Source organism: Hymenobacter sp. AT01-02 (assembly GCF_000961955.2).
Taxonomy (GTDB): domain Bacteria; phylum Bacteroidota; class Bacteroidia; order Cytophagales; family Hymenobacteraceae; genus Hymenobacter; species Hymenobacter mucosus.
This window is the reverse complement of sequence record NZ_JZIR02000014.1, coordinates 288,859-315,336: the sequence shown is the minus strand read 5'-3', so window position 1 is coordinate 315,336 and position 26,478 is coordinate 288,859. Positions and strand designations below refer to the sequence as shown.

At 53.2% G+C, this 26,478-nt stretch carries 19 protein-coding genes and 1 pseudogene; 13 read left to right on the top strand and 7 right to left on the bottom strand.

Going from position 1 to position 26,478, the window contains the following annotated elements; all coding sequences use genetic code 11:
- Positions 1-70: 70 nt before the first annotated feature.
- Positions 71-226 (top strand): T9SS type A sorting domain-containing protein, encoded by a 156-nt coding sequence (locus tag VI25_RS28840; RefSeq protein WP_082455420.1) that lies wholly within the window; start codon positions 71-73, stop codon positions 224-226.
- 111 nt (positions 227-337) lie between these two features.
- Here the strand turns inward: VI25_RS28840 and VI25_RS06300 are convergent, their stop codons facing one another.
- The 3 genes from VI25_RS06300 to VI25_RS06290 form a co-directional block, all read right to left on the bottom strand.
- Entirely contained in the window at positions 338-1,105 is a 768-nt protein-coding gene (locus tag VI25_RS06300; RefSeq protein WP_055562356.1) for a SusE domain-containing protein, read from the bottom strand.
- 78 nt (positions 1,106-1,183) lie between these two features.
- Positions 1,184-2,776 (bottom strand): RagB/SusD family nutrient uptake outer membrane protein, encoded by a 1,593-nt coding sequence (locus tag VI25_RS06295; RefSeq protein WP_045687154.1) that lies wholly within the window; start codon positions 2,774-2,776, stop codon positions 1,184-1,186.
- A gap of 20 nt (positions 2,777-2,796) precedes the next feature.
- Positions 2,797-5,796, bottom strand: a complete 3,000-nt coding sequence (locus VI25_RS06290; protein WP_045687168.1) for a SusC/RagA family TonB-linked outer membrane protein — start codon at positions 5,794-5,796, stop codon at positions 2,797-2,799.
- Between the two features lie 954 nt (positions 5,797-6,750).
- On the opposite strand from VI25_RS06290, the gene VI25_RS06285 reads away from it, so the two are divergent.
- The 11 genes from VI25_RS06285 (at position 6,751) to VI25_RS06240 (ending at position 18,387) form a co-directional block, all read left to right on the top strand.
- Positions 6,751-8,154 carry an alpha/beta hydrolase-fold protein gene (locus VI25_RS06285; protein WP_082455419.1) on the top strand — a complete coding sequence of 468 codons (1,404 nt, stop codon included), beginning with the start codon at positions 6,751-6,753 and terminating at the stop codon, positions 8,152-8,154.
- Positions 8,155-8,475: 321 nt separating this feature from the next.
- Positions 8,476-9,891 carry an anthranilate synthase component I family protein gene (locus VI25_RS06280; protein ID WP_045687156.1) on the top strand — a complete coding sequence of 472 codons (1,416 nt, stop codon included), beginning with the start codon at positions 8,476-8,478 and terminating at the stop codon, positions 9,889-9,891.
- Positions 9,892-9,953: 62 nt separating this feature from the next.
- The gene (locus VI25_RS06275) at positions 9,954-10,520 is read left to right on the top strand and encodes an anthranilate synthase component II (protein WP_045687157.1); all 567 of its coding nucleotides are present in this window, start codon (positions 9,954-9,956) and stop codon (positions 10,518-10,520) included.
- Between the two features lie 102 nt (positions 10,521-10,622).
- Positions 10,623-11,636, top strand: a complete 1,014-nt coding sequence (trpD, locus tag VI25_RS06270; protein ID WP_045687158.1) for an anthranilate phosphoribosyltransferase — start codon at positions 10,623-10,625, stop codon at positions 11,634-11,636.
- 133 nt (positions 11,637-11,769) lie between these two features.
- Positions 11,770-12,585 carry an indole-3-glycerol phosphate synthase TrpC gene (gene trpC, locus VI25_RS06265; RefSeq protein WP_045687170.1) on the top strand — a complete coding sequence of 272 codons (816 nt, stop codon included), beginning with the start codon at positions 11,770-11,772 and terminating at the stop codon, positions 12,583-12,585.
- Between the two features lie 11 nt (positions 12,586-12,596).
- Entirely contained in the window at positions 12,597-13,259 is a 663-nt protein-coding gene (locus tag VI25_RS06260; protein WP_045687159.1) for a phosphoribosylanthranilate isomerase, read from the top strand.
- 12 nt (positions 13,260-13,271) lie between these two features.
- Entirely contained in the window at positions 13,272-14,468 is a 1,197-nt protein-coding gene (gene trpB, locus VI25_RS06255) for a tryptophan synthase subunit beta (protein ID WP_045687160.1), read from the top strand.
- Positions 14,469-14,473: 5 nt separating this feature from the next.
- Complete coding sequence (trpA, locus tag VI25_RS06250; protein ID WP_236704919.1) at positions 14,474-15,196, top strand: tryptophan synthase subunit alpha; 723 nt, start codon at positions 14,474-14,476, stop codon at positions 15,194-15,196.
- Between the two features lie 125 nt (positions 15,197-15,321).
- Positions 15,322-16,335 carry a 3-deoxy-7-phosphoheptulonate synthase gene (gene aroF / locus VI25_RS06245; protein ID WP_045687161.1) on the top strand — a complete coding sequence of 338 codons (1,014 nt, stop codon included), beginning with the start codon at positions 15,322-15,324 and terminating at the stop codon, positions 16,333-16,335.
- 173 nt (positions 16,336-16,508) lie between these two features.
- The gene (locus VI25_RS24625) at positions 16,509-16,955 is read left to right on the top strand and encodes a hypothetical protein (RefSeq protein WP_152981517.1); all 447 of its coding nucleotides are present in this window, start codon (positions 16,509-16,511) and stop codon (positions 16,953-16,955) included.
- Between the two features lie 697 nt (positions 16,956-17,652).
- The gene (locus tag VI25_RS06240) at positions 17,653-18,387 is read left to right on the top strand and encodes a phenylalanine 4-monooxygenase (RefSeq protein ID WP_045687162.1); all 735 of its coding nucleotides are present in this window, start codon (positions 17,653-17,655) and stop codon (positions 18,385-18,387) included.
- A gap of 275 nt (positions 18,388-18,662) precedes the next feature.
- Here the strand turns inward: VI25_RS06240 and VI25_RS06235 are convergent, their stop codons facing one another.
- From VI25_RS06235 to VI25_RS06220, 4 genes and pseudogenes are all read right to left on the bottom strand, one after another.
- Entirely contained in the window at positions 18,663-19,523 is an 861-nt protein-coding gene (locus VI25_RS06235) for a dienelactone hydrolase family protein (protein ID WP_045687163.1), read from the bottom strand.
- A gap of 130 nt (positions 19,524-19,653) precedes the next feature.
- A pseudogene (locus tag VI25_RS06230) lies at positions 19,654-20,732 on the bottom strand (ABC1 kinase family protein).
- A gap of 308 nt (positions 20,733-21,040) precedes the next feature.
- A complete protein-coding gene (locus tag VI25_RS06225; protein ID WP_045687164.1) occupies positions 21,041-21,670 on the bottom strand; it encodes a TetR/AcrR family transcriptional regulator in 630 nt (209 codons plus the stop codon).
- Positions 21,671-21,862: 192 nt separating this feature from the next.
- Positions 21,863-22,576, bottom strand: coding sequence for an SDR family NAD(P)-dependent oxidoreductase (locus VI25_RS06220; protein WP_045687165.1), 714 nt, complete (start codon positions 22,574-22,576; stop codon positions 21,863-21,865).
- Between the two features lie 417 nt (positions 22,577-22,993).
- On the opposite strand from VI25_RS06220, the gene VI25_RS06215 reads away from it, so the two are divergent.
- Positions 22,994-26,443, top strand: a complete 3,450-nt coding sequence (locus tag VI25_RS06215) for a pyruvate carboxylase (protein WP_055562357.1) — start codon at positions 22,994-22,996, stop codon at positions 26,441-26,443.
- Positions 26,444-26,478 lie beyond the last annotated feature (35 nt).

Here is a 26,478-nt window from a genome sequence, read left to right as displayed (position 1 = left end):
CAACCCACTCCGGGTGCGGCGCAGGTTAGTTACGTAGTTCCAGGAGGCCAGCAGGAAGTGGCCCTGGAAGTTGTTCAATGCACTAGGCCAAACGGTACGTAGCTTGGCAGCTGGCAAGCAGGCTGGTGCACAACTGTATTCGTTCGACAACCTGGCTGCTGGTGCTTATTTCGTGAAACTACGGGTAGGAACACAGTTTACTAGTCAAAAGGTAGTAGTAGAATAGCTATTCGCTTGCATATAAATAGTAAGCGGTAAGCTGGATAATCATCACTTCCTGATAAAAGAAAGCTCCGCCTATCTAGGCGGAGCTTTTCTTTTATCCAGGAAGTGATGATTACTTCTTCGTGATAGTATAGGTAGGCTTAGGAGTTGCGTTCAAATTAAGCGTCACTTCGTACGTGCCAGTAGCAGTCATTGCAATATCAGCACCACCTGCTTCTAATGCCTTGTCATTAGCATCGTCGCCATAATTTAATGTCCAGGCGTCATTAGCGCGGAACTTGAATGCTCCCGCTGTGAGTGGCAGCGTTGCCTTGAAGGTGCGAGTGCAGAAGTCATACGTCATATCCGTATCCGTATCCCACCCACCAGGAGTAGCAGAACCAATGATGCCCCATTTGTCGGCGGGTGCAGTTTGACCAGCGTATGGAGTGGCTTGAATTGAGCTAGTGGTAGAAGTGGCCGTTGATGCTGCCGTACCGACGGTAGCTATTACACGAACATCTAGCTTAGTTGCAGTATTAGCTGAGTTGCAATCAACGCCCTCATAAACGGAGTTTAGTTCGCCTACAGTAAACGTTTTGGTCAGCGCATTGCCTACATTCACTTCATATACATTACTAGCAAAATTGGAGCCTTGCTTAGCGAACTGTAGCATATATGTAGTAGCTGCTTGGTACCCAAAGTCAGCCGGAGTCCATGTATATGTAACAGCGTTGTTAGCTGAAGTAGCGCTGCTCAGTGTGGCAGTAGTGGCACTTGAGGTCAGTTGAGGAGTAGCAGCTATGTTAAGCTTAGCCTGTGTCTCATCCTTCTCACACGAAGCGAGGAAAACAGTCGCCGCCAAGGCTGCCCCGGTGAGCTTGGTAAAAAAACTCTTCATGGTTAGGGAATTTTTTAGGTGAATTTGTACGCAAACCAGGAACCAGCTAACGCTAGTTCCCGGTGCGAATCAAGATGCTTAGTAACCGGGGTTCTGATGACCTGCCAGGTTGGGGTTTGCCACGATATCCGTGTTGGGAATAGGGAATAAAACGCGCGTAGCTTCTACATCTCGGCCTGCCCGCACACCACCTTTGAAAGGCCAGTTGTAGCCAGTAGTGTATTTCCCGAAGCGGATCAAGTCGGTACGACGGTGACCTTCCCAAAACAGCTCACGGCCCCGCTCATCCAGAATATTGTCCAACGACACGGACGTTAAAGCTGAAGCGCCTGAACGTGCTCGTACTGCATTTACCTGTGCTAGAGCTGAACCTGCCGTGCCACCCGTACCACCACGCAAAAGCGCTTCGGCATACATGAGTTGCACATCGGCTAGGCGGAACATGGGGTAATCCGTATCGGGGAAGTTGCCTTCCACATCAGAGCCGGCTACACCGCCCGAGGTTACGTTACGATATTTGGTAACTAGGGTACCGCTGCTAAACGCGCTTAACGTGTCCACATTTGGATTCTGTGCTCTCGTGAAGAACAGATTTCTGCGTGTATCCGTGGTAGAAGTAAACAGAGCCGGCAGGTTCTGCTTAGCACGAGTGCCGCCCCAACCACCATTGATACCAGCACTGGCGGGCGTTACAGCACGACCTACTGCCGCGTGTACTAAGAAGGTCATTCCTCCGTAACCTTTAGTACGAGTGCCATCAAAAGTGATGGGGAAAATGATTTCGTTGCGAGCAGCTGTCTTGTCGTTATCAGCCAAAAACAGATTAGCGTAGCTGGGGCTGAGCGTATACCCAGCAGCAAGTACTTTATTGGCATACGTAACGGCATCATTGTAGCGAGCCGTACCCGTGTATACTTGCGCATTCAGATACAGCTTGGTCATCAAGGTCCAAAGAGTACCCTGGTCAGCGCGAGCGTATACTGCCCGGGGAGCCAGCATAGCGCCTTCGGCATCCAGCGCCTTTAGCTCCGAATCGATGTAGGCAAAAATTTCTGCCCGAGTTTTGTACTCTGGATTCGAACCAATAGTAGCCTCTTCGGTAGCGAAAGGACCGCCGCCAAACATATCAACCGCATGCCAATAGCAGAGGGCACGGAGGAAGCGGGCTTCCGCACGGTACGTACGTATGTTACCGGCTTCCGTCCCAGTGATACCACGCTCCGAGAGCCTGGCATCAGAAGTTTGACGGATAAATTCGTTGCAGAGCGCAATTTCGTAGTAGATACGGTCGTAGGTGGCCCGTATAAACTCGTTGTCTGCGTTCCATTGAATTGTATTCACGCTGGGCAAGTTGCCGTCGTTCCAGCCAAGAACTGCTTCATCCGTCGTGATTTCCTGCAACTGCCAGTAAGCGCGCAAGTAATTAGAGAAGCCTTCGTCGATGCCCGTAATGTCGGGGCTACCAGAAGGACCCGACTGACCACTAATGGCAAACGTGGCGTACAAGCGGGCAAGTACCTGCTGAATCTGGGCTGGGTCTCTATATACTATTTCAGCGTTAGCCGAGTAATCCGGAATCTGATCTAAGTCGTCCGTGCACGAGGAAACCAGGGAAAGTAACCCGCCAGCCATAGCCAGCATTCCTAGGGTGCGAGTGAATTTTTTGTACATAATGCTAGGGGTGGGAGGGGTTAAATACCGAGGTTCAAGCCCAAAGTGAAGGTGCGAGGACGTGGGTAAATAGTGTTGTCGATGCCGCCGATTACTTCCGGGTCAATGCCTTTGTATTTTGTAATCAGGAACACGTTCTGAACTGCAAACGACAGGCTTAAGTTCGTGCCTTTGCGGACCATCTCACCGAAGTTATACCCCAGTGTAACGTTTTCCATTCGCAGGAACGAGCCATTCTCCACATAGTAATCTGAGAAGTACTGAGCTGTGCCGAAACCTGAGCTTAGTACCTCCCGGTTGCGGTTTACCACAAAGCCGTTAGTGCTCTGATCATAGAAGCTTTCCGAGCGGCGGTTATTATATACGTAGTTGTTCAGGTTGGAACGTAGCGTGAAAGCCAAGTTCGCCCCGTGGTAGGATATGTTGGCCCCACCACCAATGATGTAGTCTGGGCGCGCTGACTTATACCGGTACCGGTCTGAGCTGTTGATTGCGCCGTCGCCATTCCGATCCACGTAAACACCTTCCAGTGGGCTACCATTGGCTCCGTAAACCTGCTGGTTCACGTAGAATGATTGGGCTGGGTAATCCACACTATTCACCTGAATAGTATTACCCGCGCCGCCCGAAATGCCGCCAGTTAGGTTACCAACGTCGTTGGACGAGCTTGTCGAGTTAAGCTTAGTAATGCGGTTCTGATTATAGGTCAGGTTGCCGTTTACTGTTACGTTTAGGTCGTTGCCTTTAACGGCATCCAGGTTGGCTATGAATTCAACACCTTTGTTGGTTAGTGATCCAACGTTGAAAGTGCCGGCGTTCGATAGGCCCGAAAGCGCGGGGATGTTGACGAAATTCAGCAGGTCGCGGGTATCCCGCTTGTACACGTCTACGGAGCCGTAGAAGCGGCCTCCGAAGAAGCCGTAGTCAATACCAGCGTTGTAAGTGGTGGTAGTCTCCCAGGTGATATTGGGGTTGTACTGGTCGGGGCGGAGCGTACGATAAAAAGTATTACCGAGCTGGTATTGCGCCGTCAGGGAGCTCAGTGACAAGTTCGCTAGGAAGGGATAGTAGTTACCGCCCAGATCCTGCTGACCCGTTTGACCATAGCCTAAGCGTAACTTCAATTCCGAAACAGCCTCAGAGTTCTTCAGGAAGTCTTCGCCTTTAATACGCCAAGCAAAGGCGCCGGAAGGGAAGTAGCCGAAGTGGTCGGGGTTAAAGCGGGAAGTTCCATCAGCCCGGAACGTACCCGTGAATAGGTACTTGTCGGCGATGTTATAGTTCAGGCGACCATAGAAGCCAACTAGCACATTGGTGTTCAAGTACGTGTTCTGGCCATTATAGCTTAGCGAAACCGGCGCAAAAACGGTACGGTTCTCATCGGCGCTGAAGTCATCAAACACGTAGCTGCGATTCTCAAACTTCTGATACGAGTAACCCGCCAGCAGCTCCAAGCGGCCGATGCCTAGTGTCCGCTCGTACTTGGCGTAGGCTTCAAGCAGTGAGTTGTTCAGGTCCTGCTTGTAATTATTGTTGATACCCCGGCGGTTGAAGGTAGACGCCGCCGTAAGAGGTACGAAAATGGTTCCGTTGCCGCGCTGGATATCGTAGCCTAGGTTCAGATTGGCGCTTAGGCCCGTCAAGAACGGCAGCTTATAGTCGAGTTGTACGTTGCCGATGCTCCGCTTTACGGTACTCCGGTCGCGGCGCTGATTGATGAGGCTAACTGGGTTGCGGACCGCCAACGTGTTGGGGTTGCCATTGCCACTTGGATCTAGGAACTCAAAGTAGCCGCCGTACTGTGCAAAACGGTCTTCGTTGGAAGTGACAGACTGAGTTGGGTCGAAAGCCACAGCAGCTCCTACTGCTCCTTGGTCAGAGAAGCTGTTGTCAATCCAGGAGCCTTTTAAGTTGATAGTAGCGCGCAGATTACCATCGAGCAGAACAGGTGTCAAGCTGATCGCACCGCTATAGCGCTTCAGATCATTGTTCTTTAGCAAACCTTGTTGCGACAAGTAGCCTCCAGATACGCGATAAGGAACTGGACCAGCAGAACCGCTGATGCTCACGTTATTGTCAGCGGTGTACGCCGTGCGGTATATCTCGCGCTGCCAATCGGTGTTGGCCGTGCCCAACGTAGCTAGTTGGCTAGTCGTACCACGCTCCCGTACCAATGTGCGGAACTCGTCAGCATTGAGTACATCAGCATATTTAGCTACCGTTGCCAACGACTGTTGAGTTGACACGTTCACATGGAAGGCGTCGCCCTGCACTCCTTTTTTAGTAGTAACAATAATTACCCCGTTGGAAGCTCGCACCCCGTAGATGGCCGTCGAAGAAGCATCTTTCAATACGGAAATACTTTCGATGTCATTCGGGTTAATCAATGACAATGGGTTGGTAGCACCTGCCAGACCTGTATTATCAACAGGTACTCCATCAATAATAATGAGTGGGCTATTAGATGCACTCAAAGATGAGCCGCCACGAATCAGGATCTGAGAATTAGAGCCTGGGGCACCGCCACCTGTCGTAATTTGTACACCTGCAACCTTGCCTTGCACCAACTGCTCGGGGTTAGTTACTTGACCCTTTACGAACTGCTTCTCGCTGATTTGTTCTACGGCACCTGTCAGGTCTTGACGACGTTGCGTACCGTAGCCTATTACGACTGCCTCATTCAGCAACGTGGTGTTTTCAGCTAAAGAAACGTTGGCTACCGTCGTATTTTGGCCAGCTGTTACCGTAATGGTTTGACGCTTGGTTGTATAGCCTACAAAAGACGTTACCAGCGTATGCTGCCCACTTGGCACTCCCTGAATAGAGAAGGTACCATCGGAGTTGGTAGACCCCCCGAGGGTAGTGCCTTCAATTAGAACCGTAACACCAGGAATTCCTTCGTTCTTTTCGTCTAGAACGCGGCCACTCACAGTGCCAGTACCCTGTGCGTATGCGCTGCTGACGCTCACGGCTGCAGTCAGCAGCGGAAACGCCAATTTCGCTAGATAGGGGTGTTTCATTGAAAAAATGTTAGGGGTTAAAATGGATTTTTCCGGTGTTGCCGGAGTGGGAATTTGTTTGCCGCCAGAGGGGGATACACCAGAAAAAATGACGCTCATGGCTGCCATCTTCAAAACGATTTTTTTGATGTGAAATGTCACCAAATCGTTAAGAAACAATGCAAGTTAAAGCCTGTCTAGGCACAAAAACAACGTGCCAAACACGCGTCTGAGAATAGCAATAATTGAGGTTTGCCACGAAAAATCAGATCAAGGAGCAGCAGCCTCAGATCTTGCCCCACACATTCAGCCTAACAGCTTAGCGGATAGGATGAGTGAGTACTCTCAAACTATAGTTAAACCCAGCGAGTGACTCAAGTCAACTCAGATAGTGAAGCATGATAATTGATATTGTATGGTAGATTTTGATGATGCTGTATTGCTTTTGCTAGGGATAGTGTGAATGGAACCATGTATGAAGCTCAATAAGAGTTGATTTTTGATAGGTGGATCACTGTAATGGTAGCGAATAAGAAAAAAAGCCCCACATACAAGAGGGGGGAAGACTCTTAAAGTGATGGTTGTTGAAAAAAGTAGTTGCTAAAAAAGTAATCGCACACTCAGCGCATTTTAGCTTTATGTCAATAGAGGCGGGGTCTGGCCTAGGTTTTTAGGGTGATTTGATGAGTGGTTCGGGCTGTCTACTGAGCAGTAGAAGATTGCTCTTGGGAAAGAACATGGCTCGTTAAATCCCTAAATTTATTTTTAGTAAAAAAACTGCGAAACTCTCGTCTAGGCCCCATAATGAAAAGTAATTATAGGTGTAGTTAGATTGCAGTTTATGAGAAAAATACAAATCATAAAAACGGTTTTTTTGGGCGTTTTCAGCTAGTTTCCTGGATAATAACGTCGTATCTAGCTCCTTGGAGTTAGTAATAGTCTTTCCTCTCTTTTAGTGTGCCTCGTTGCTCCCTTATGACTCGTTGTCTTCTCATTCTAATACTAGGATTTATTGCTGTACGTGGTGGTGCCCAAACGACCTTCCTCATAACAACATTACCGGCTTCTACACCGGCTAAAAGTACCTTGTACATGGTAGGAGGCTTTAATAAGTGGAACCCAGCTGATAGTGCTTATGCACTTACTCTCAACCAAGATGGTAGGTACCAGATTACACTGCCAGCATCGGTTCAGGGACCCATCGAATTCAAGTTCACCCGGGGGACATGGGGTACTGTTGAAACCGATAACCAAAACAACGATTTAAGCAACCGACAATACGTGGTTACTGGTACTGCGGCGGTAGTAGAAGTGACGGTTGAAAATTGGAAAGATTCGGGAAAGGGGAAGGTGGAGTGTCAGAGTACTCGTCAGGCTAATGTGCGAGTAATAAGCACCCGTTTTGCTATGCCGCAATTGAACCGCACGCGTCGGGTATGGGTATACCTACCTCCCGATTACGAAACTGCCCCGACCAAACGCTACCCGGTCCTGTACATGCACGATGGGCAAAATGTGTTCGATGCGTGCACAAGCTTTTCCGGCGAATGGGGAGTAGACGAAGCCCTGAATAAGCTGCAGCAACAAGGACTAGACGCGCGCGGCAGTATTGTAGTAGCAGTTGATAATGGTGGTGCCGAACGGCTAAATGAACTCTCGCCGTGGCGAAATCCAGAGTATGGTGGGGGGCAAGGCGCCGCCTACGTGGATTTCATGGCCCGCACACTGAAGCCCTATATCGACGCTACTTACCGAACTCTCTCGGGCCGAGAATTTACGGGCATGGCTGGGAGTAGTATGGGAGGTCTCATTTCTACCTATGCTGCCCTGCGGTATCCGGCGGTATACAGCAAGGTGGGTGTGTTCTCACCGGCATTCTGGTTTGCCAAAGATTCCTTGTTCAACTACTTGCAACAGCTTCCGCCCCAGCTAGATACGCGCTTTTACTTCGTAAGCGGTACTACCGAGAGTGAAACCATGGTGCCACTGATGCAGGCCGTGCGTGACTCGTTGTCTCGGGTAGGCAAGCTGACAGGAAACAATTTGCATCTTACAACAGCAACCGATGGCAAGCACGCCGAGTGGTTCTGGCAGCGAGAGTTTCCAGCCGCTTATCAATGGCTATACACTAGCGCCACGGCAGATGCTCTGGCTTACAGCGTATATCGTGGAAAAACAGCCGGGTATTTGACGGTGCAATTACCGGCTACTGGCGCGCGGGCTAAGTTGGAAGTACGCTCGATACAAGGCCAGCGAGTTATTCGGCAGCGTGTACACTCGGGCAGCCAAGTAGACATCCGTCGTTTGCCGAAAGGAAGCTACATCCTTCGGCTAGCAAGCCAGCAGCAAACAGGAGAGCAGAGCTTACTACTCGAGTAGGTTGCTGATGGTGGTTGCAACATCTAAAAATTTAAAGGGGTAGTATTGAAAAGTACGTAAGCAGAAAACCTAAAAAATGCTTGTGCAGTAAAAGGCGTACTGTACCTTTGTGCCGCAAACGCATCCTCTTTCAGTTGCTAATGACTTCTCACATGACCCTGCAAGCTTGGTGGTGGCCCCTCGGAAACTCCGGACGGGACAGCCTGTGCATGTAGTAAAGTCAAGTGATTTTGCTTCGATAAACAGAAAGCCCGGCCACCCGCCGGGCTTTTTTCTTGCCGCCCGGCGCTGGAACCACTCCTCCCTCACCAGCCCCGATTCATGAAACAGTTTCAACTCCATACCCGCCATCTTCGCGTATTAGCCGATACGGTAACGCCAGTAGGCCTTTACCTGCGCCTGCGCGACCGGTACCCCAACTGCTTGCTGCTGGAAAGCTCGGACTACCACGGTCAGCAGAATGCGTTTAGTTACTTGGCTTTTGATCCGCTGGCCCGCTTTGAGCTACGTAGCGGTGAGCTTACGCTAAGCTTCCCAGATGATAGTACGGTTACGGAAACGCTAGACGAGCCTCGCACCGCCCTAACGCGCCTGCAAGAGTTTGCCAACTGCTTTCAAACCGAGGAAACGGGGTTTGACTTTATTACGGGGGGGCTGTTTGGCTACATTGGCTATGAAGGAGTACAGTACTTCGAGGACTTAACGCTACGTGAGGCAAAGCAGGCGGCGGGCAATGTGCCTGATATTTTGTACGGCACGTACCGCTACGTTATTGCAGTAAATCACTTCCGCAACGAACTGTATGTGTTTGAGCACACGTTGGCGGGGCAAGAGGTAGAAGAAGAAGGGCTGCAACGATTGGTAAACCTGATTCGGAACCCGTCGTTGCCCGACTTCAAGTTTCAGACAGTGGGAGAGGAGCAGACCAACCAAACCGATGAGGAGTTTCTGCGCGTGCTAGCCCAGGGCCAGCAGCACTGCCGCCGCGGCGACGTATTCCAAATTGTGCTGTCGCGCCGTTTTCAGCAGGGCTTCACCGGTGATGAGTTCAACGTGTATCGGGCATTGCGTTCAATCAATCCTTCGCCCTACCTGTTTTACTTCGATTACGGCTCATTCAAGATTTTTGGCTCTTCGCCCGAAACACAGTTGCTTATCAAAGGTCGGCAGGCCAGCTTGTATCCGATTGCGGGTACTTTCCGCCGCACGGGCCACGATGCTGAAGATGCAGCCCTGGCCCAGAAGCTGGCCGATGATCCTAAGGAGAATGCCGAGCACACCATGCTGGTAGATTTGGCCCGCAACGACCTAGCTCGTCACGGCGACAACGTACAAGTGAAAGTGTTCCGCGAAATTCAGTTCTACTCCCACGTTATTCATTTGGTTAGCGAGGTAACATCCGTGCTGGCGGCGTCAGCTAGCCCCTTGCAAGTGGTAGCCGATACTTTCCCCGCCGGTACCCTTTCTGGGGCGCCCAAGCATCGCGCCATGCAGCTCATTGATGGCTTGGAGCCCACCGCCCGCGGCTACTACGGCGGCGCCATTGGCCACCTGGGCTTCAACGGCGACTTCAATCACGCCATTATGATTCGCTCCTTCCTGAGCGCGCAAGGACAGTTGTACTTCCAAGCGGGTGCCGGAGTCGTAGCAGCCTCCAATATCAACTCTGAGTTGCAAGAGGTGCACCATAAGCTGGCTGCCCTACGCAAGGCGCTCAAAGAGGCAGAAGCAGTATAAAGTGCGGCAAGTAGAACATCCCATAGTGCATTAAAAGGCCACCTTCCAACTGGCGCAAAACCATGAAAATCCTCGTTCTCGACAACTACGATTCTTTCACTTACAACTTGGTGCACTTGCTGCGCGAGTTGGGCCACGGAGAGAACCTCGACGTGATTCGCAACGACAAGCTGACCCTGGAAGACGTAGATAAATACGACGCATTGCTACTGTCTCCGGGCCCAGGGGTGCCTACGGAAGCGGGCCTGATGCCCGAAATTATCAAGCGGTACGCACCCACTAAGCGCATTTTGGGCGTGTGCCTGGGCCATCAGGGTTTGGCGGAAAGCTTTGGTGGAGAACTTTACAACTTACCTGCCGTGCTGCACGGTATTGCTACCGATGCAGAAGTAACCGCGGAGGATCGGCTGTTTGCTGGGCTACCTACCCAATTTCGCGTGGGGCGCTACCACTCGTGGAGCATCCGGCCGGAGTCAGTGCCAAGCGAGCTGGAAGTAACCGCCCGCGACGCCGATGGGGAAGTGCTAGCCTTTCGCCACCGCGAGTATGATGTGCGCGGCGTGCAGTTTCACCCCGAGTCTATCTTAACTGAGCACGGAACTCAGATGCTGCGTAACTGGCTCGCCTAGCACCACCTACTTGCCTAAGGCAGCAGAAGTAGCCAACTGCTATGCGGCCCCCTAATCCCACCGTTACCTTACCAACCGCCCAGCTTGCGCTTGGCGTCGTCGATGAAACATCTTCTTAATCAATTGTTCGAGCAGCAGCTCCTGACTCACGTAGAGGCTCAGGAGGCGATGCTGCGTATCGGGCAGAATGAGGCCAATCCGGCCGAAATGGCGGCCTTTATGGCTGTGTACCGGATGCGTCCTATTTCAGTGCCGGAGCTGGCGGGGTTCCGGGATGCGCTGCTCAGTCTTTCTCGCGACCCGGAGCTAGGTACCCACGATACCGTAGACATCGTAGGCACCGGGGGCGACGGCAAGGATACCCTCAATATTAGTACCCTGGCTTGTTTTGTAGTAGCAGGGGCCGGCTACAAGGTCACGAAGCACGGCAACATTGGCGTATCCTCGGTGTGCGGCTCGTCGGATGTGCTGGCGCAGTTGGGGGTAGAGTTTGGTGTGGGTAATGACGTACTGAAGCGCCAGCTAGAGCAAGCCAATATCTGCTTTTTGCATGCGCCATCGTTTCACCCGGCCATGCGCTACGCTGGACCTGTGCGCCGCGAACTGGGTGTGCGCACCTTCTTCAATATACTAGGGCCGCTCGTGAATCCTGCCCGACCCAAATTCCAGGTAGCGGGCACCTTCAGTCTGGAGCTGCTGCGTTTGTACCACTACCTATTGCAGCAAACCGATGCCCGCTACGCAGTAGTGCACGCGCTGGATGGATACGATGAGTTGTCGCTGACGGGTATGGCCAAGCTGGCTACACCTGCTGGCGAGCAACTAGTATCGGCCGCTGAGCTGGGGCTGACCACAACCACTCCGGCAGAGCTGGCCGGCGGGCGTACCCCCCAGGAGTCGGCCCGGTTGTTTGTAGATGTGCTGGAAGGCCGTGCCACCCGCGCCCAACGCGACGTAGTAACAGCCAACGCCGCCCTCGCCATTGGTTGCCTGGAGCCCACGTTCAGCTTCGTAGATGCACTTGCGGCAGCCCAAGAGTCATTGGACTCGGGGCGGGCCCGGCAGGCGCTGCGCAACTTGCTTACAGCTACGCAGAGTCAGGCTGTGGCTGTGTAAGTGCTTGGTAGCGTAATGCCATGCTGAGCTAGCCTGCGCCGTTAATTTCGGCTGGCCTAGCCCGGAAGCACAATCGTTTGAATCTATTTTACCAATGCGGGGTGCTACGCCGCCCGTATTCTACTCTTTTGCCATGCCCACCATTCTCGATACAATTGTTGCCCACAAGCGCCAGGAAGTAGCCGACCGCCAAAGCTTGGTGCCAGCAAAGCTGCTGGAAAAAAGCCTCTACATGAACGCTCAGCCGCTGAGCCTGCGCCGCTACCTGCTGCGCGACGACCTCAGTGGTATCATTGCCGAGTTCAAGCGCAAGTCGCCAAGCAAGGGCTTCATCAACCCCCACGCCCCGGTAGAGCGCACCACCCTAGGCTACATGCAAGCCGGCGCTTCGGCACTGTCGGTGCTGACGGATACAGAATTCTTCGGCGGCAAAAACGAAGACCTGACTACGGCGCGGCGCTACAATTTCTGCCCCATCCTCCGCAAAGATTTTGTGGTAGATGAGTACCAAATTTTGGAGGCCAAGAGCATTGGGGCCGATGCCGTACTGCTCATTGCGGCGGTACTGACGGGTGAGGAAGTGCTGCGCCTGGGCCGCCTGGCTAAGAGCCTGGGCCTGGAAGTATTACTCGAAATTCATAATGCCGAGGAATTAGAGAAAACCTTGCACCCCGATGCCGTCAACTTGGTAGGGGTAAACAACCGCAACCTGCACGACTTCTCCGTGAGCCTCGATACCTCCGGTGAACTAGCGCAGCGCATCCCCGATGAGTACGTGAAGGTGACGGAAAGCGGCCTGACGTCGGCCGCCGATATTGAGGCCCTGCGCGCAGTAGGCTATCGGGGATTCCTGATTGGGGAAACATTTATGCGCCATTCGCGGCCTGAGAAAGCGTGTGCCGCTTTGGTACAGCAGCTGCGCGCCACCGAGGCCATTACGCTACTCTAAGCTTCTGCCCTATGGTACCGCCCGCGCTAGCTGCTACTCCCGCCCCCTACCTGAAAGTGTGCGGCATGCGGGAGCCCGAGAATATGGCGGCCATAGCAGCCCTGCACCCCGATTTCCTAGGCTTTATCTTCTACCCGCATTCAAGCCGCTACGTGGGCGAGCAGCTTGTGCGGACCACGCTGGAGCAGTTACCTCCCCATATCCAGAAGGTGGGGGTGTTCGTAGATGCTCCGGTAGCTGAAGTGCAGGCCCGAGTAACAGAACTAGGGCTGAACTTGGTGCAACTGCACGGCCACGAACCCCCCGCCAACTGCCAAGCCTTACGGGCAGCTGGCGTGCCAGTTATCAAGGCCTTCCCAGTGGGAGATACGCTAGATGTAGCAGTCCTCCTGCCTTATGTGGGTAGCTGCGACTACTTTCTCTTTGACACGAAAGGGGGCCAGCCCGGTGGCAACGGCACCGCATTCAATTGGGACTTGCTAGCCGACTACAACCTGCCAGTGCCGTATTTTCTGGCCGGGGGGCTGGAACTTGCCCAGGCTGAGGCGTTACGGAACCTGCGCCTGCCAGGCTTGTTTGCCTTGGATCTGAATAGCCGCTTTGAAACGGCACCGGGCGTAAAAGACCCCGAACGGCTGCGGCAGATGTTTGCCGCGCTACGACCAACAGCCTGAAACCTTGAACTCATGACGACAACCTACCAACAACCCACCGAGCGCGGTTACTACGGCCAGTTTGGCGGAGCATTCATTCCCGAAATGCTCTACCCTAATGTAGAAGAGCTGCGCCAACGCTACCTCGATATTCTCGCCGAACCCAAGTTCCAGGCGGAGTACCAGCAGCTGTTACGCGACTACGTAGGCCGGCCTACTCCTTTGTTCGAAGCCAAGCGCCTGTCGGAAAAATATAACACGCGGATTTACCTGAAGCGGGAAGACCTCTGTCACACCGGCGCCCACAAGGTGAATAATACCGTGGGGCAGATTTTGCTAGCCAAGCGCTTGGGCAAGACGCGCATCATTGCCGAAACCGGGGCCGGCCAGCACGGAGTAGCTACTGCCACGGTGTGCGCGCTCATGGGGATGCAGTGCATTGTATACATGGGCGAGATTGACATGGAGCGCCAAAAGCCCAACGTGTATCGCATGCGCTTGCTAGGAGCAGAGGTGCGCGCGGCCTTGAGCGGTAGCCGCACCCTCAAGGATGCTACAAACGAAGCTATCCGCGACTGGATCAGCAACCCCGTTGATACGCACTACATCATCGGCTCGGTGGTAGGCCCTCACCCGTATCCCGATTTAGTAGCCCGGTTGCAGGCGGTTATTAGTGAGGAGATGCGCAAGCAGCTCCTAGAAAAAACGGGCTCTGAGCTGCCGAACTACGTAGTAGCCTGCGTGGGCGGCGGGTCGAATGCGGCCGGGGCTTTCTACCATTTTCTGGAAGAGCCGGCGGTGCAGCTAGTAGCCGTAGAGGCAGCTGGTCACGGCGTCAACTCGGGCCATTCGGCTGCCACATCGGTGCTGGGTAAACCGGGCATTATCCATGGTTCGCGCACCCTGCTCATGCAAGACGAAGAAGGCCAGATTACCGAGCCCTATTCTATTTCGGCGGGCCTCGACTATCCCGGTATCGGTCCATTGCATGCCTTCCTGGCCGATTCGGGCCGGGCGCGCTTTATCAGCATCGAAGACGAACAGGCATTACGAGCGGTAGCTGAATTAAGTCGTTTGGAAGGTATCATTCCGGCGCTGGAAACGGCACATGCTCTGGCCGCGCTGCAACAACTAGGGGCCGGGCCCGATGATGTGGTAGTAATAAACCTCTCTGGCCGCGGCGACAAAGACCTGGAAACGTATTTGAAGCACGCTGAAACGCTCGCATAATTCTCATGGCTAATCGAATCCAACAAGCCTTTGAGAAGAAAGGCAAAAACCTGCTCAACGTGTACTTTACGGCTGGTTACCCCCGCCTAGAGTCTACGGTGCCCGTGCTGCAGGCGCTGACCAAGGCCGGGGCCGACCTCATTGAAATAGGAATGCCATTCTCCGACCCCCTAGCCGATGGTCCGGTAATTCAGCAAAGCAGTACGGTAGCGCTTCAAAACGGTATGAATCTGCGCGTGTTATTCACGCAGTTGCAGGACCTGCGCAGCACAGTGCCCGATACACCGGTGCTGCTGATGGGCTACCTCAATCCAGTGATGCAGTTCGGCATGGAAAACTTCTGCCGCGAAGCTGCCGCTGCCGGCGTAGATGGCGTTATCCTACCCGACCTGCCCTTGGATGATTACGTGGCCGAGTACCAGGATGTCTTCAAGCGACACAATTTGCGGCCGGTATTTCTGATTACTCCCCAGACGGCTCCCGAACGCATCCGGCGCATTGATGAGCTGACGGATTCCTTTCTCTACCTGGTATCGGGCCCCGGCACAACGGGTGGTGCCAATACGCAGGCAGAAGGAGTACAAGAAGCGTACTTTCAGCGCATTGAGGAAATGCAGCTCCGTAATCCCCGCCTTATCGGTTTTGGTATCGGCGATAAAGCCTCCTTTCAACATGCCTGCCAATATGCCGAGGGTGCCATCATTGGTTCTGCCTCATTCGGGCGCTAGATGGGGTAGATGATGCCCCAGCTGCAGCCCAGCGTTTTGTGCAGTCCGTGCTAGCCTAGCAAGTAGCACCCCCTGCTCCTGTTTCTCTCATTCTCCAAAATCGACGCTGACATCAGCGTAGCTCTGTGATAATCCAACTCGAACCTACTATTGCGGAAGCCGCTAAGGAGGCTATTGTAGCCCGCATTGCAGATCTTAAATACAAAACTACGGAGGTAAAAACCCAGCGGGCGCACTACCTCGTAGCCATCGGTAAAGCCGATATCGACCTGCGGGCCATTGGCCAGCTACCCGGTATTGTGGATATTCACCGCGTTTCAGACGAATACAAACTAGTAAGCCGCAAATGGCGCGTGCGCCCTACCGTACTCGACCTCGGCGACGGCGTGCGGGTAGGAGAGGGAGCTCTCACGCTGGCTGCTGGACCATGCAGCATCGAAAGCGAGGCCCAGATGGAGCTTATCATGCAGCACCTTCTGGACAACAACGTGCGCATCATGCGGGGGGGCGTGTTCAAGCCTCGTTCCTCTCCCTATTCGTTCCGCGGCCTTGGCATGGATGGGTTGAAGCTATTTCACCAGATGGCCCGTGCCCGCGGTATCAAAATCATTACGGAGGTAATGCAGGTATCGCAGGTAGAGGAAATGCACGACTATGTGGATGTGTTTCAAGTAGGAGCGCGCAATACGCAAAACTTCAATCTGCTTGATGCCTTGGGTGGAGTAGATAAGCCCGTGATGATCAAACGGGGCATTTCTGGAACTCTAGAGGAGTTGCTGTCTTCAGCCGAGTACGTATTCTCCGGTGGCAACGAGAAACTCATCCTCTGCGAGCGAGGAATTCGAACTTTCGAAACTGCTTCGCGCAATACCTTGGACTTGAACGCAGTACCTATCCTCAAAGAAAAGACGCACTTGCCTGTCATCGTAGACCCCTCCCACGGTATTGGCATCCGCGAATACGTGCCCACGATGGCCCTAGCGGGAGTTATGGCTGGTGCTGATGGTATTATCTACGAAGCTCATGAGAAGCCGGAAGAAGCTGCCTCCGATGGAGCGCAAACTCTGAACTTCCAGGAATCGTCGCGCCTGATTCGCAATTTGCGTAAGGTATATGCCCTCCGACAAGAGCTAGAGTAGCGAATAGCTATTGGCTACTTACATAAGCACCCGCTACTTCTAACAGTGGCGGGTGCTTTTGTAAGTGGCCAATAGCTATTAGAATAGTTAGCCTAGTTTGGTCTTGCACGTTCAATTACTGCCAATGGTGTAAATTGCGGCTTAAACCAACTTCTTGCCTACTCACAAATCCTATGAAACGATTACTTATTGCTGTATTTGCTCTTGGCACTATTCTATCTGGGTGTGATGATGACGATAATCCAAATTCTAATACCAATACAGGTATGTACATAACGGAGGTTTCTGTAAGCGAAAATGGAGCTCCGCCATATGTTCTGCCACAAGCACAGATAGGATCTGCTACTTATCAAGGATCCACTGCGCATCTCACCATAAGCGGCAAACTCACTAGTGGAGACCAAGTACGTTTGACATTCAGTCAAAGCAGCCCGACGGCGGCTGGAGCCAACGTAACTGATGTGGTAGAGGTATATTCTGATAAGTTGGGAGATGCCAAGACTGCTAGCGGTCGTACTACGCGCAACGCTTCACTTAGAACAGTATCAGGAAGTTTTACCAGCACTTTTGCTGGTGGTGCTACTCTGAGTGGTACGCTAACTAACGTTCCTGTTCAGTAAGCTGTAGCTGGGTAGTATTTCGTCTGTTAGGGTATATCCAGCCAGTAATCCATAGAAAAGCCTGCTTCCTCGTGTAAGGAAGCAGGCTTTTCTATGGATTGCAAAACTGAGCGAGCCGAGATAGTGCGGAACCGTAAGCTTCCCTTGCTATAGGCAGCATCAGCGGCATATCTAGGTACTATCGATATAGTAAAATGCTAACAAACAAGCATTTACTAGTATGAGGACACTAGTTACTTCAATAGGATGACTTCACTACGGTATCGTTAGGGTTATAATGATTCATTAAATATTAACGAGGTGATGAACTTTACTACCATACTGCATTTATATATCGATATTATCGATAAACACCTGTCATTTTTAAGGGGTATTTTCTATATTAACCACTATATGGACCATAACCACCCTATAAATGAAGGGGTGCAGGCCGTAGCAAGGTGTATTGACTAATAATTGGGCCTAAAAAAACATGGTCATGTGTTATACAACCTATTGCTGCAATAGTATATATTTGCAATATCATGTTGAACCAAGTCGCAAAGAAAAAGTGCCTATCCAATATTCGCCCCATGTGGGACGGAGTCGGGCTACTTTGCCGATACGGAAGCTAGAAGCGCAACATGCATCTTCACCTCTGAATCTTCAAATAAGCCCGACTCCGCTAGGAGCCGGGCTTTTTTTCTGCTTACTACCCATGTTACAGCAACATTACGATCGGTACACGCCCCAAGACCAATTGGTTTGGAAAGTATTGTTCGACCGCCAAACGGCCCTGCTGCATAAGCGCGCTTGCACTGCCTTTACGCAGGGGCTGCAGCGTATTGGGTTCCACCGCAATGCCATCCCCGATTTTGCGGAGGTAAGCGGACGGCTACGCCAATACACGGGCTGGTCGCTGGTGCCAGTAGCTGGGATAGTGGATGACGCTACGTTTTTTGCCTTGCTGGCTGAGAAGAAATTTCCGGCCACTACCTGGCTGCGCAGCATGCAGCAATTCGACTTTATTGCGGAGCCAGACCTGTTTCATGATGTATTCGGGCATGTACCCCTGCTGACAGATGCAGCATTTGCCAACTTCCTCCAGTTTTTGGGCCAGGTAGCCCGCCAGCACCCGCACGATGCACAGGCACTGCAGCGGCTGCGGGCTTTGTACTGGTTTACGGTAGAATTTGGCTTGGTGCTGGAAGATGGCAAACCCCGCCTCTACGGAGCAGGGCTGTTGTCATCGGCAGGAGAGGTTCATCATTGCGTGCATGATGAGACAACGCGTCACGCCTTTGATCTGGCAACTGTACTGAATACTGGCTTCACAGAGGTGCGCTTTCAGGAGCAGTATTTCGTGTTGACCAACTGGGAGCAGCTCACCGAAAGCGTAGCGGAACTAGCAGCATTGCTGGCTACCGATTGGCAATTGAAAGTGCTGGAATAGAGATAATTGTCAGAAAACCGTAGTGTAGGAACCCGCTTGTGAGCTTTGGGCTGCGGTATATGTGCCAGTAGGTGGGGGTGGGATACCAACTGCCGTTACTACTACCGCTACAAAGTGCCGTTTTGCGGTGCGCGAATGGGTTTCTGCACTATCGGTTACTTTTAATGTGTTACGCGCTGTACTACCTAATTATTCAAAAGCAGAAAGGCTACCCACCGGGTAGCCTTTCTGCTTTCTAGTTGTGGTGACCATCCTAGGGAGGGCGCGTGGGATAGTTACTTAAGCTTGAGACCCTTTTTCAAGTAAGCTAACGAAGCAGCATGTGCTTCTTCCGCGTAGGCCTTATTATACTTGGGGTTTGACGGATTGGCAAAAGCATGATCCGCATCGTAGGATTTTACGGTTAGACTCTTTTTCGCGGTGGCCATGTCCTTTTTGAACTGCTCAACTACCTGCTCATTGATCCATTTATCTTGCTTAGCAAAAACAAAAAGCACGTCGGTGTTCAATGTCTTGAGCTTGGTCACGTCTTTCTCAGGCATGCCGTAGTAGGCTACGCACGCTTTGGCTTTTGAACCAGCTAGCAGTGCGGTTTGGATGCTCCAGCCTCCACCAAAGCACCAGCCAATGCTGGCAATTTGCGCTTGAGGACCAGCATACAAAAGTGCCCCCTTAATAATGGCCTGGGCCCGGTCGGTTTTCACACCTTGCATTAGCTTACCTGCTTGGTCAGCATCGGCAGCTACCTGACCATCATACAGGTCTAGGGCCAGCACATTTACACCTGGTAATTCCTTGGCGAAGCGTGCCGCTTCTTGTTTGATGTAGTCATTGAGCCCCCACCACTCATGAATGATTAGCAGGTACTTATCGGAGCGGATGTTGCTCTTGATTGCGAAAGCACGACTAGTTTGCCCATCCGTAGTCTTAAACTCTATCATTTCGCCGTTGCCCTGATAGGTAAAAGGCAAAGGGGCATCATGACCACCCGAGAAGTCTTCGTTGGAAGCTAACATAGCAAATGCTTCCGTTGCATTGGGGGCGGCAGCTGGCTTAGCGCAGCAGCTCATCGTTTGCGCTGAGGCCATTGTTACCACACTCAGTAGGGTAACACAGAGGGTCCAGAGTTTTTTCATAAGTAGGGGTGAGAAGATGACGAAAAAGCCAGTTGAGCTACCTAAGCAGGCAACTCAACTGGCAGCATAAACTCAAAGCGTCGGATTTAGTTTGTGCCTTCCGTAGCTAGTAGCGACTCGGTACTACCCGCTAGGCAGCCCCCGTACGGATAAAGGCACCTAGTTCGGTGAGTAGGGCATATAAACCTACATAGGTCCGGTTCAGATAAATGAAGTGCTCGGAGCCCCGGGGCTCACGTTGCTGCCGAAGTTCAGGCTGCTGCAGCAAGTCGTCGCCGAGGGCGTAAAGGCTCTGCAGAAATGCCGGGTCACCGAAGTCGAACGTAGCTTGACGGAACGGTCGGCCCACTAATTCCAGCGACGCCTGCATGGTTGTGACGTAGAAGGCCTGCTTCGCAGGGGCATCTTCGGGGCGGATTACTCCAGCTTCCGTGAGCAATGCACTGAGCAGGGTGTTTTCCGCCAGCGTTTCGGGCGCCAGCAGAGCCGTAAACAGTCGGTGTACTTCGACCGGTATTTCTTTGACACAGCCAAAGTCTAGCACTCCGAGAGTACCACCGTTATGGGAGCGTAGGAGGAAGTTGCCGGGGTGAGGATCGGCGTGTACTTGGCGGAGCGTGTGCAACTGGTGCATGTAGAAATCCCAGAGTGCCTGCCCGAGTTGGTTACGAACTTCCTGACTGGGGCTAGTAGCCAGAAATTCACGTAGGTGCTGCCCCGGTAGCCAATCCATGGTGAGGATGCGGGCGGAAGAAAGCTCGGGGTAGTACGTCGGGAACTCTACGTGGGGCAAACTTGCGCATAAGCCAGCTATTTTCTGGCCGCGCCGCAGCTCCAGCGCATAGTCTGTTTCTTCTACCAGGCGGGTTTCCACTTCCTGCAAGTAAGGACGCACCGTCTCCTCACTTAGGCCCAATACTCGCAGTGCAATGGGCTTCACCAACCGAATGTCGGAGCGGATGCTGTCGGCTACTCCCGGTACTGCACCTTCACGGCGAATGTATGGCTGCCTTTTCGCGCGAAGTGGACCTGCCCGATGCTGGCGGCCTGCCGCGCTGTAATGTCGAACTCATCGAATAAGTCGAATGGGGACTTGCCGAACGCATCCCGAAAGGCCTTCACCACCAGTGGCCCCGATAGTGGGGGCGTCTGGTACTGTGCTTGCGCAAACTGGTTGGCGTAGGCAGCCGGCAGGATGTTTTTTTCCATTGCCAGCATCTGCGCTACTTTAAGTACTGAGCCTTTCATCTCACTCAGGGCACCGTACAGTTCTGCGGCATTTGCTGCGTGCAGGTCCTCCGTGGTGCTTTCGCCTCCTACAGCGCGCTTAGCGTAGTGCTTCACGTAATTTGCTCCTACAGAGAAGCCGGTTTTTGCGAACCGAGCGGCCCGGGCAACTTTGGTGGTAGGAAGGGAATCTAAAGGTTGGGTGGTTTCGTCCATGTAGGAAGCTCCCGCTTGCACGGTGAGCTGGGAATAAGAAAGAACAAACTGGGCGTCAGGCAAGCTGGGGCTGCCTAGCGTTGTACCAGAAACCGGACGAAATCGAGAGCCGAATCCAACGTATTGCGGCCTACCAAGTCGAAGCTCAGCGTCACCGCTTTTTCAACGGCCGCGTCGGTGCGGGCAAAATCTACCGTATCGTCCTTGGCAAAGAAGCCGAGAACGAAAAGCATCTGCTGCCAGAAAACCCGCGGATACTGGTCCTGCACTAGCGGCCGGCTTGCTACCTCCTCGGTACGACGACCATCCCGCAGAATGCCGCCCACAAACTCCTCAAATTCCTGGCGAAAATCATCGAGCACGCGTGGCGTCAGGCCTGGCATCCGATGCATGGATCGGCGCAAGCTTTGAAGGGCGTAGCTGCGGTTGCGCTTTAGGATTTCAAGCAAGGTGTAATAGAAAGCCAAGAGCTTTTCGCGGGCCCCGTACTGCTGCCACACAGGTTCTTGCGCGGCGGTAGCGCGTGCTTCACGACCAAAATCGGCCCACAACTCCCGGTCAATGGCCTCGAAGGTTGCGTAGTAACGGTAAAATTCCTGCTCGGGCAATCCTAGTTTCTTGGTGAGCTTAAACACCGAAGCGGGCGGAGTGCCTTTGCGCAGTACATGGTCTAGGTAAGCCTGTTTAATCCGGTCTTTTTCCATAATGCTATAACCATTAGCCTAGGCAGTAAGTTGCTCGGCAGTAGCGGTAGGGGAGTACAAAAAGGGAAATTCCGCTAATGCCTGTTGCCTAGTCCTTGCTCGTGCTGGGAAAGTTGGAAATACGATACCCCACCCATCAGTAGGAACACATACTGGGGAGTGGGGTAAACGGCTAGTAGTGTAGGCTGGGGACTATTTCAGCCGGCTCATTCCGCCATCAACTGGCATTACTTGCCCCGTGATGAACGCACTATGGTCGGAAAGCAGAAACGACGTCATGTAGGCCAGGTCCTGAGGCTCGCCTATGCGTTGTAGGGGATGGCGTTTGGCGCTGGCCTCTACCTTCTCGGGCGTGCTGAGTAGAGCGGCAGCCAAGGGCGTGTTGGTTAGCGAAGGAGCTACGGCATTGACGCGAATATTACTAGTTGCGTATTCTGCCGCCAGAGCCCGTGTCAAGCCCTCTACGGCGGCTTTGGCAGTAGCAACGCTGGTATGAAAAGCCATACCAGTTTCAGCTGCTACAGTGCTAAAGAGCACTACCGAAGCACCGTTGGCCTTTTTTAGACGTTTCACCGTGGCTTGCAACACCTGTATTGCCCCCAACACGTTTAGCTCAAAATCGGCGCGGAAATCTTCCGCTGCAATGCGCTCAAAGGGCCGTAATCGGATGCTGCCGGGGCAGTACACTACGCCATGCAATATTTCCGGCAAGCCGTCGAGGGCGGCGCCTATCGGCTGGGTTACGTCCAGTGGCACAAACGTAGTTTCCAGCTCTGCCAACTCCGGCGACATATGGCGCGAAGCCGTATATACGTTCGCCCGGAGCTTGTGCAGAAGCTGAGCAGTAGCTAGCCCAATACCCGAAGAGGCGCCTACCAGAAGAATGTTTTTGTCGGCGAATTCCATGAAGCAAAGTGAGAAGGGAAAAGATGAAGGTCTAACTCGACATTGTCTAGAAAGGTTAGCGCCAAGTAGTAAAACGAGCACCCCGATCAGCAAGGAAAACGAACGAAGATGAGCAGGTGCCTCTCGTAAGCACTTCTATTGAATGTCAGCAGCTAGTATGGTGAGCTGGTCTGTTGCCCGCTGGTTATGAGGCAGATGTAGCGCCTGATGTACGCGGTCTGGGCTTGCGCTTACACAAAAACCTTAAAAAAGTACTGTATTTTATGGTTTGCTGCGCAGTTACTCGGCGGCTGCGGATATATTAGCGGAGCTGAAGAGAAGCCTGTGAAAACTTCTAGCGAATTTTCGCTGGAACTTCTGTGGGCTCTCTGTAGCTTGGGGCACGCATTTCTCCGCTACTATATATCGCATTTCCTGATGAACATCCGCAAACTGCTGGTTGCCAACCGAGGTGAAATTGCCATTCGCGTTATGCGCGCTGCTACCGAGCTCGGGATTACCACGGTAGCCATTTACACCTACGAGGACCGCTACTCCTTGCACCGCTACAAGGCCGACGAAGCCTACCAGATTGGGCGCGACGATGAGCCGCTAAAGCCATACCTGGACATTGAAGGCTTGTTGCGGGTGGCGAAGGAAAACGGAGTGGATGCAATTCATCCGGGGTATGGTTTCTTGAGCGAAAACGCCGAGCTAGCCCGCCGCTGCCGCGAGGAAGGTATCATCTTCGTTGGGCCCCGTCCCGAAGTAATGGAAGCCCTTGGCGATAAAGTAGCCGCCAAGCGAGTAGCCGTAGAATGTCAGGTGCCCATCATTGAGAGCAGTGTGCAGGACCTCACCGACTTTGCCGTTGCCAAGGAGGAAGCCGCGCGCATTGGGTACCCCGTAATGCTGAAAGCAGCGTCTGGTGGGGGAGGGCGTGGTATGCGCGTAATTCGGGACGACGAGCAGTTGGAGAAAGGCTTCTTCGAGGCGCGTAACGAAGCGTTGAAGGCCTTCGGCGACGACACGGTGTTCCTGGAGAAGTTTGTGGAGCAGCCCAAGCACATTGAAGTACAACTGGTAGCCGATAACCACGGCAACCTAGTGCACCTGTACGAGCGCGACTGTTCAGTGCAGCGGCGCTACCAGAAAGTGGTGGAAGTAGCGCCTTCCTTGAACCTGCCGGACCATTTGCGCCACCTCTTGTACGAGTATGCCCTGCGCCTCGGGCGAGCAGTACAATACAACAACGTAGGCACCGTAGAATTTCTGGTCAACCCCGAGCAAGACCGCATTTACTTTATTGAGGTAAACCCACGAATTCAGGTAGAGCACACTGTCACGGAAATGATTACGGGCGTGGATCTAATCAAGACCCAGCTCCACATTGCCGATGGCCGCCGCCTCAGCGACCCGGAAATTGGGTTGAGTGAGGACAAGATGCCACCCAAAATTGGGGTAGCCATTCAGTGCCGCATTACTACCGAGGACCCCGAGCAAGACTTCAAGCCCGACTACGGCACCATTACTGCCTACCGTTCTGCCGGAGGCTTCGGCATCCGTCTCGACCAAGGTTCCGTGTATACAGGCGTGAAAGTGTCGCCCTTCTTCGACTCGCTTTTGGTTAAAGTATCGGCGCAGGCGCCTACTCTGGAAGGAGCCGCAACCAAGTTGGCCCGCACTCTTGATGAATTCCGGGTCCGGGGTGTAAGCACTAACATTCAGTTTCTGCAGAACATCATTGCGCACCCCATCTTCATGGCGGGCGAGGCGAATGTGGACTTCATCAAAAACCACCCGGAGCTATTCAAATTCAAGACCCGCCAAGACCGCGCCACCAAGGTGCTCAGCTTCCTGGGCAAGGTGATTGTGAATGGCAACCCCGACGTGAAAGGCCACGTGGATATTTCGCGCGACCTGCGTAAACCCCTGCTACCCGAATATGACCCCACCCGGCCCCCCGCCGCCGGCACCAAGGACAAGCTGACGGAGCTAGGCCCCAAGGAATTTGCCAAGTGGCTGCGCGCCGAAAAGCAGGTTCACTACACTGATACTACTCTGCGCGACGCCCACCAGAGCCTACTGGCTACGCGCATGCGCACCTACGACATGCTCAAAGTAGCTGAGCGCTACGCCCACGAGCATCCCCAGACCTTCTCGCTCGAGTGCTGGGGTGGGGCCACCTTTGATGTGGCCCTCCGCTTCCTGCACGAAGACCCCTGGGAGCGGCTCGCCCGCTTGCGCCGCGCAGTACCCAATATTCTGCTGCAAATGCTGATTCGGGGTGCTAACGGGGTAGGCTACAAAGCTTACCCTGATAACCTCACGGAACGCTTTGTGCAGCAGGCCGCCGAAACGGGCATCGATGTGTTCCGCATCTTCGACTCCCTGAACTGGATGCCTGGTATGGAAGCCTGCATCGGGTTTGTACGCAATAAGACGGACCGGTTGGCCGAGGCCAGCATCTGCTATACGGGCGACATACTCGACCAGCGGCGTAACCAGAAATACTCCCTCGACTACTACCTGCGCTTGGCGCGGCAGATTGAGGAAGCCGGAGCTCATATCCTCTGCATCAAAGACATGGCTGGGCTGCTGAAGCCCTACGCGGCCCAAGAACTCATTACAGCACTGCGCGATACCGTGCAGATTCCCATTCACCTGCACACCCACGATACCAGCAGCTTGCAGGCCGCTACCTACCTGAAAGCAGTAGAAGCCGGCGTGGATGTGATTGACGTGGCCTTGGGTTCCTTGTCGGGTCTTACCTCGCAGCCCAATTTCAACTCTATTGTTGAAATGCTGCGGGGCCAGGAGCGCCACCGTGAGTTCAACCAAGAGTCGCTGAACAGCTTCTCCAACTACTGGGATACGGTACGCGAGCAGTATTACCCCTTCGAGTCGGGCTTGAAAGCGGGTACGTCGGAGGTATTCCAGCACGAGATTCCGGGCGGGCAGTACTCTAACCTGCGGCCTCAGGCCGCGGCGCTTGGCCTCCTCGATAAGTTTGAGACTATCAAGCACACCTTCGCCGATGTGAACTTGCTCTTTGGTGATATCATCAAAGTAACGCCCTCATCGAAAGTAGTTGGCGACATGGCTTTGTTCCTTGTTTCCAACAACCTTACTACGGCTGACGTCTTGGAAAAAGGCGCGGGGTTGAATTTTCCTGAGTCAGTACGAGAACTGTTTCGAGGTGACATTGGCCAGCCGGAAGGCGGCTGGCCGAAAGAGGTGCAGCAGGTGATTCTGAAGGGGGAATCCGCCTTTACCGACCGGCCCAATGACCACCTCGCCCCAATTGATTTTGACCAGGAATGGCAGAAATTCGAGGAGAAATTTGGGCAGCGCGGCAAGTTCACCGACGTCTTATCGTGGTTGCTGTACCCCAAGGTATTCGAGCAGTATTGGGCCCACGTGCAAGAGTTCGGTGACGTGTCGGTGGTGCCTACCCGTGCCTTCTTCTACGGCCTGCAGCCCGGCGACGAAACCATTATCGAAATTGCCCGTGGCAAGAGCATCATCGTCGGCTTACAAAGCATAGGTCCGGTTAACGAAGACGGTTGCCGAACCATTTTCTTCAACTTGAACGGTCAGGCGCGTAACGTGGAAGTGCGCGACAATTCGGTGGAAGTGAAACGGGTGCTGAACCCTAAGGCGGACAAGGCGAATACCAAGCAAGTAGGTGCTCCTCTACAAGGCTTGCTTTCAAAGGTACTGGTAGAGGATGGACAAGAAGTTCGGAAAAACGCGCCCCTTTTCATCATTGAAGCCATGAAGATGGAAACCACCATCACTGCCCCCGACGACAGCATCGTGCAGGTCGTCAATTTACCCGAAGGGACCTTGGTAAACGCCGACGACCTGATACTGACGTTGGCTTAGAGGATCAAAAGAGTTAAATTGAAGTCACCCCAAGA

Coding starts and splice junctions, on each gene's coding strand:
- VI25_RS06300 (WP_055562356.1), bottom strand. CDS start 1,105: ATGAAGAGTTTTTTTACCAAGCTCACCGGGGCAGCCTTGGCGGCGACT.
- VI25_RS06295 (WP_045687154.1), bottom strand. CDS start 2,776: ATGTACAAAAAATTCACTCGCACCCTAGGAATGCTGGCTATGGCTGGC.
- VI25_RS06290 (WP_045687168.1), bottom strand. CDS start 5,796: ATGAAACACCCCTATCTAGCGAAATTGGCGTTTCCGCTGCTGACTGCA.
- VI25_RS06285 (WP_082455419.1), top strand. CDS start 6,751: ATGACTCGTTGTCTTCTCATTCTAATACTAGGATTTATTGCTGTACGT.
- VI25_RS06280 (WP_045687156.1), top strand. CDS start 8,476: ATGAAACAGTTTCAACTCCATACCCGCCATCTTCGCGTATTAGCCGAT.
- VI25_RS06275 (WP_045687157.1), top strand. CDS start 9,954: ATGAAAATCCTCGTTCTCGACAACTACGATTCTTTCACTTACAACTTG.
- trpD (WP_045687158.1), top strand. CDS start 10,623: ATGAAACATCTTCTTAATCAATTGTTCGAGCAGCAGCTCCTGACTCAC.
- trpC (WP_045687170.1), top strand. CDS start 11,770: ATGCCCACCATTCTCGATACAATTGTTGCCCACAAGCGCCAGGAAGTA.
- VI25_RS06260 (WP_045687159.1), top strand. CDS start 12,597: ATGGTACCGCCCGCGCTAGCTGCTACTCCCGCCCCCTACCTGAAAGTG.
- trpB (WP_045687160.1), top strand. CDS start 13,272: ATGACGACAACCTACCAACAACCCACCGAGCGCGGTTACTACGGCCAG.
- trpA (WP_236704919.1), top strand. CDS start 14,474: ATGGCTAATCGAATCCAACAAGCCTTTGAGAAGAAAGGCAAAAACCTG.
- VI25_RS24625 (WP_152981517.1), top strand. CDS start 16,509: ATGAAACGATTACTTATTGCTGTATTTGCTCTTGGCACTATTCTATCT.
- VI25_RS06240 (WP_045687162.1), top strand. CDS start 17,653: ATGTTACAGCAACATTACGATCGGTACACGCCCCAAGACCAATTGGTT.
- VI25_RS06235 (WP_045687163.1), bottom strand. CDS start 19,523: ATGAAAAAACTCTGGACCCTCTGTGTTACCCTACTGAGTGTGGTAACA.
- VI25_RS06225 (WP_045687164.1), bottom strand. CDS start 21,670: ATGGAAAAAGACCGGATTAAACAGGCTTACCTAGACCATGTACTGCGC.
- VI25_RS06220 (WP_045687165.1), bottom strand. CDS start 22,576: ATGGAATTCGCCGACAAAAACATTCTTCTGGTAGGCGCCTCTTCGGGT.
- VI25_RS06215 (WP_055562357.1), top strand. CDS start 22,994: ATGAACATCCGCAAACTGCTGGTTGCCAACCGAGGTGAAATTGCCATT.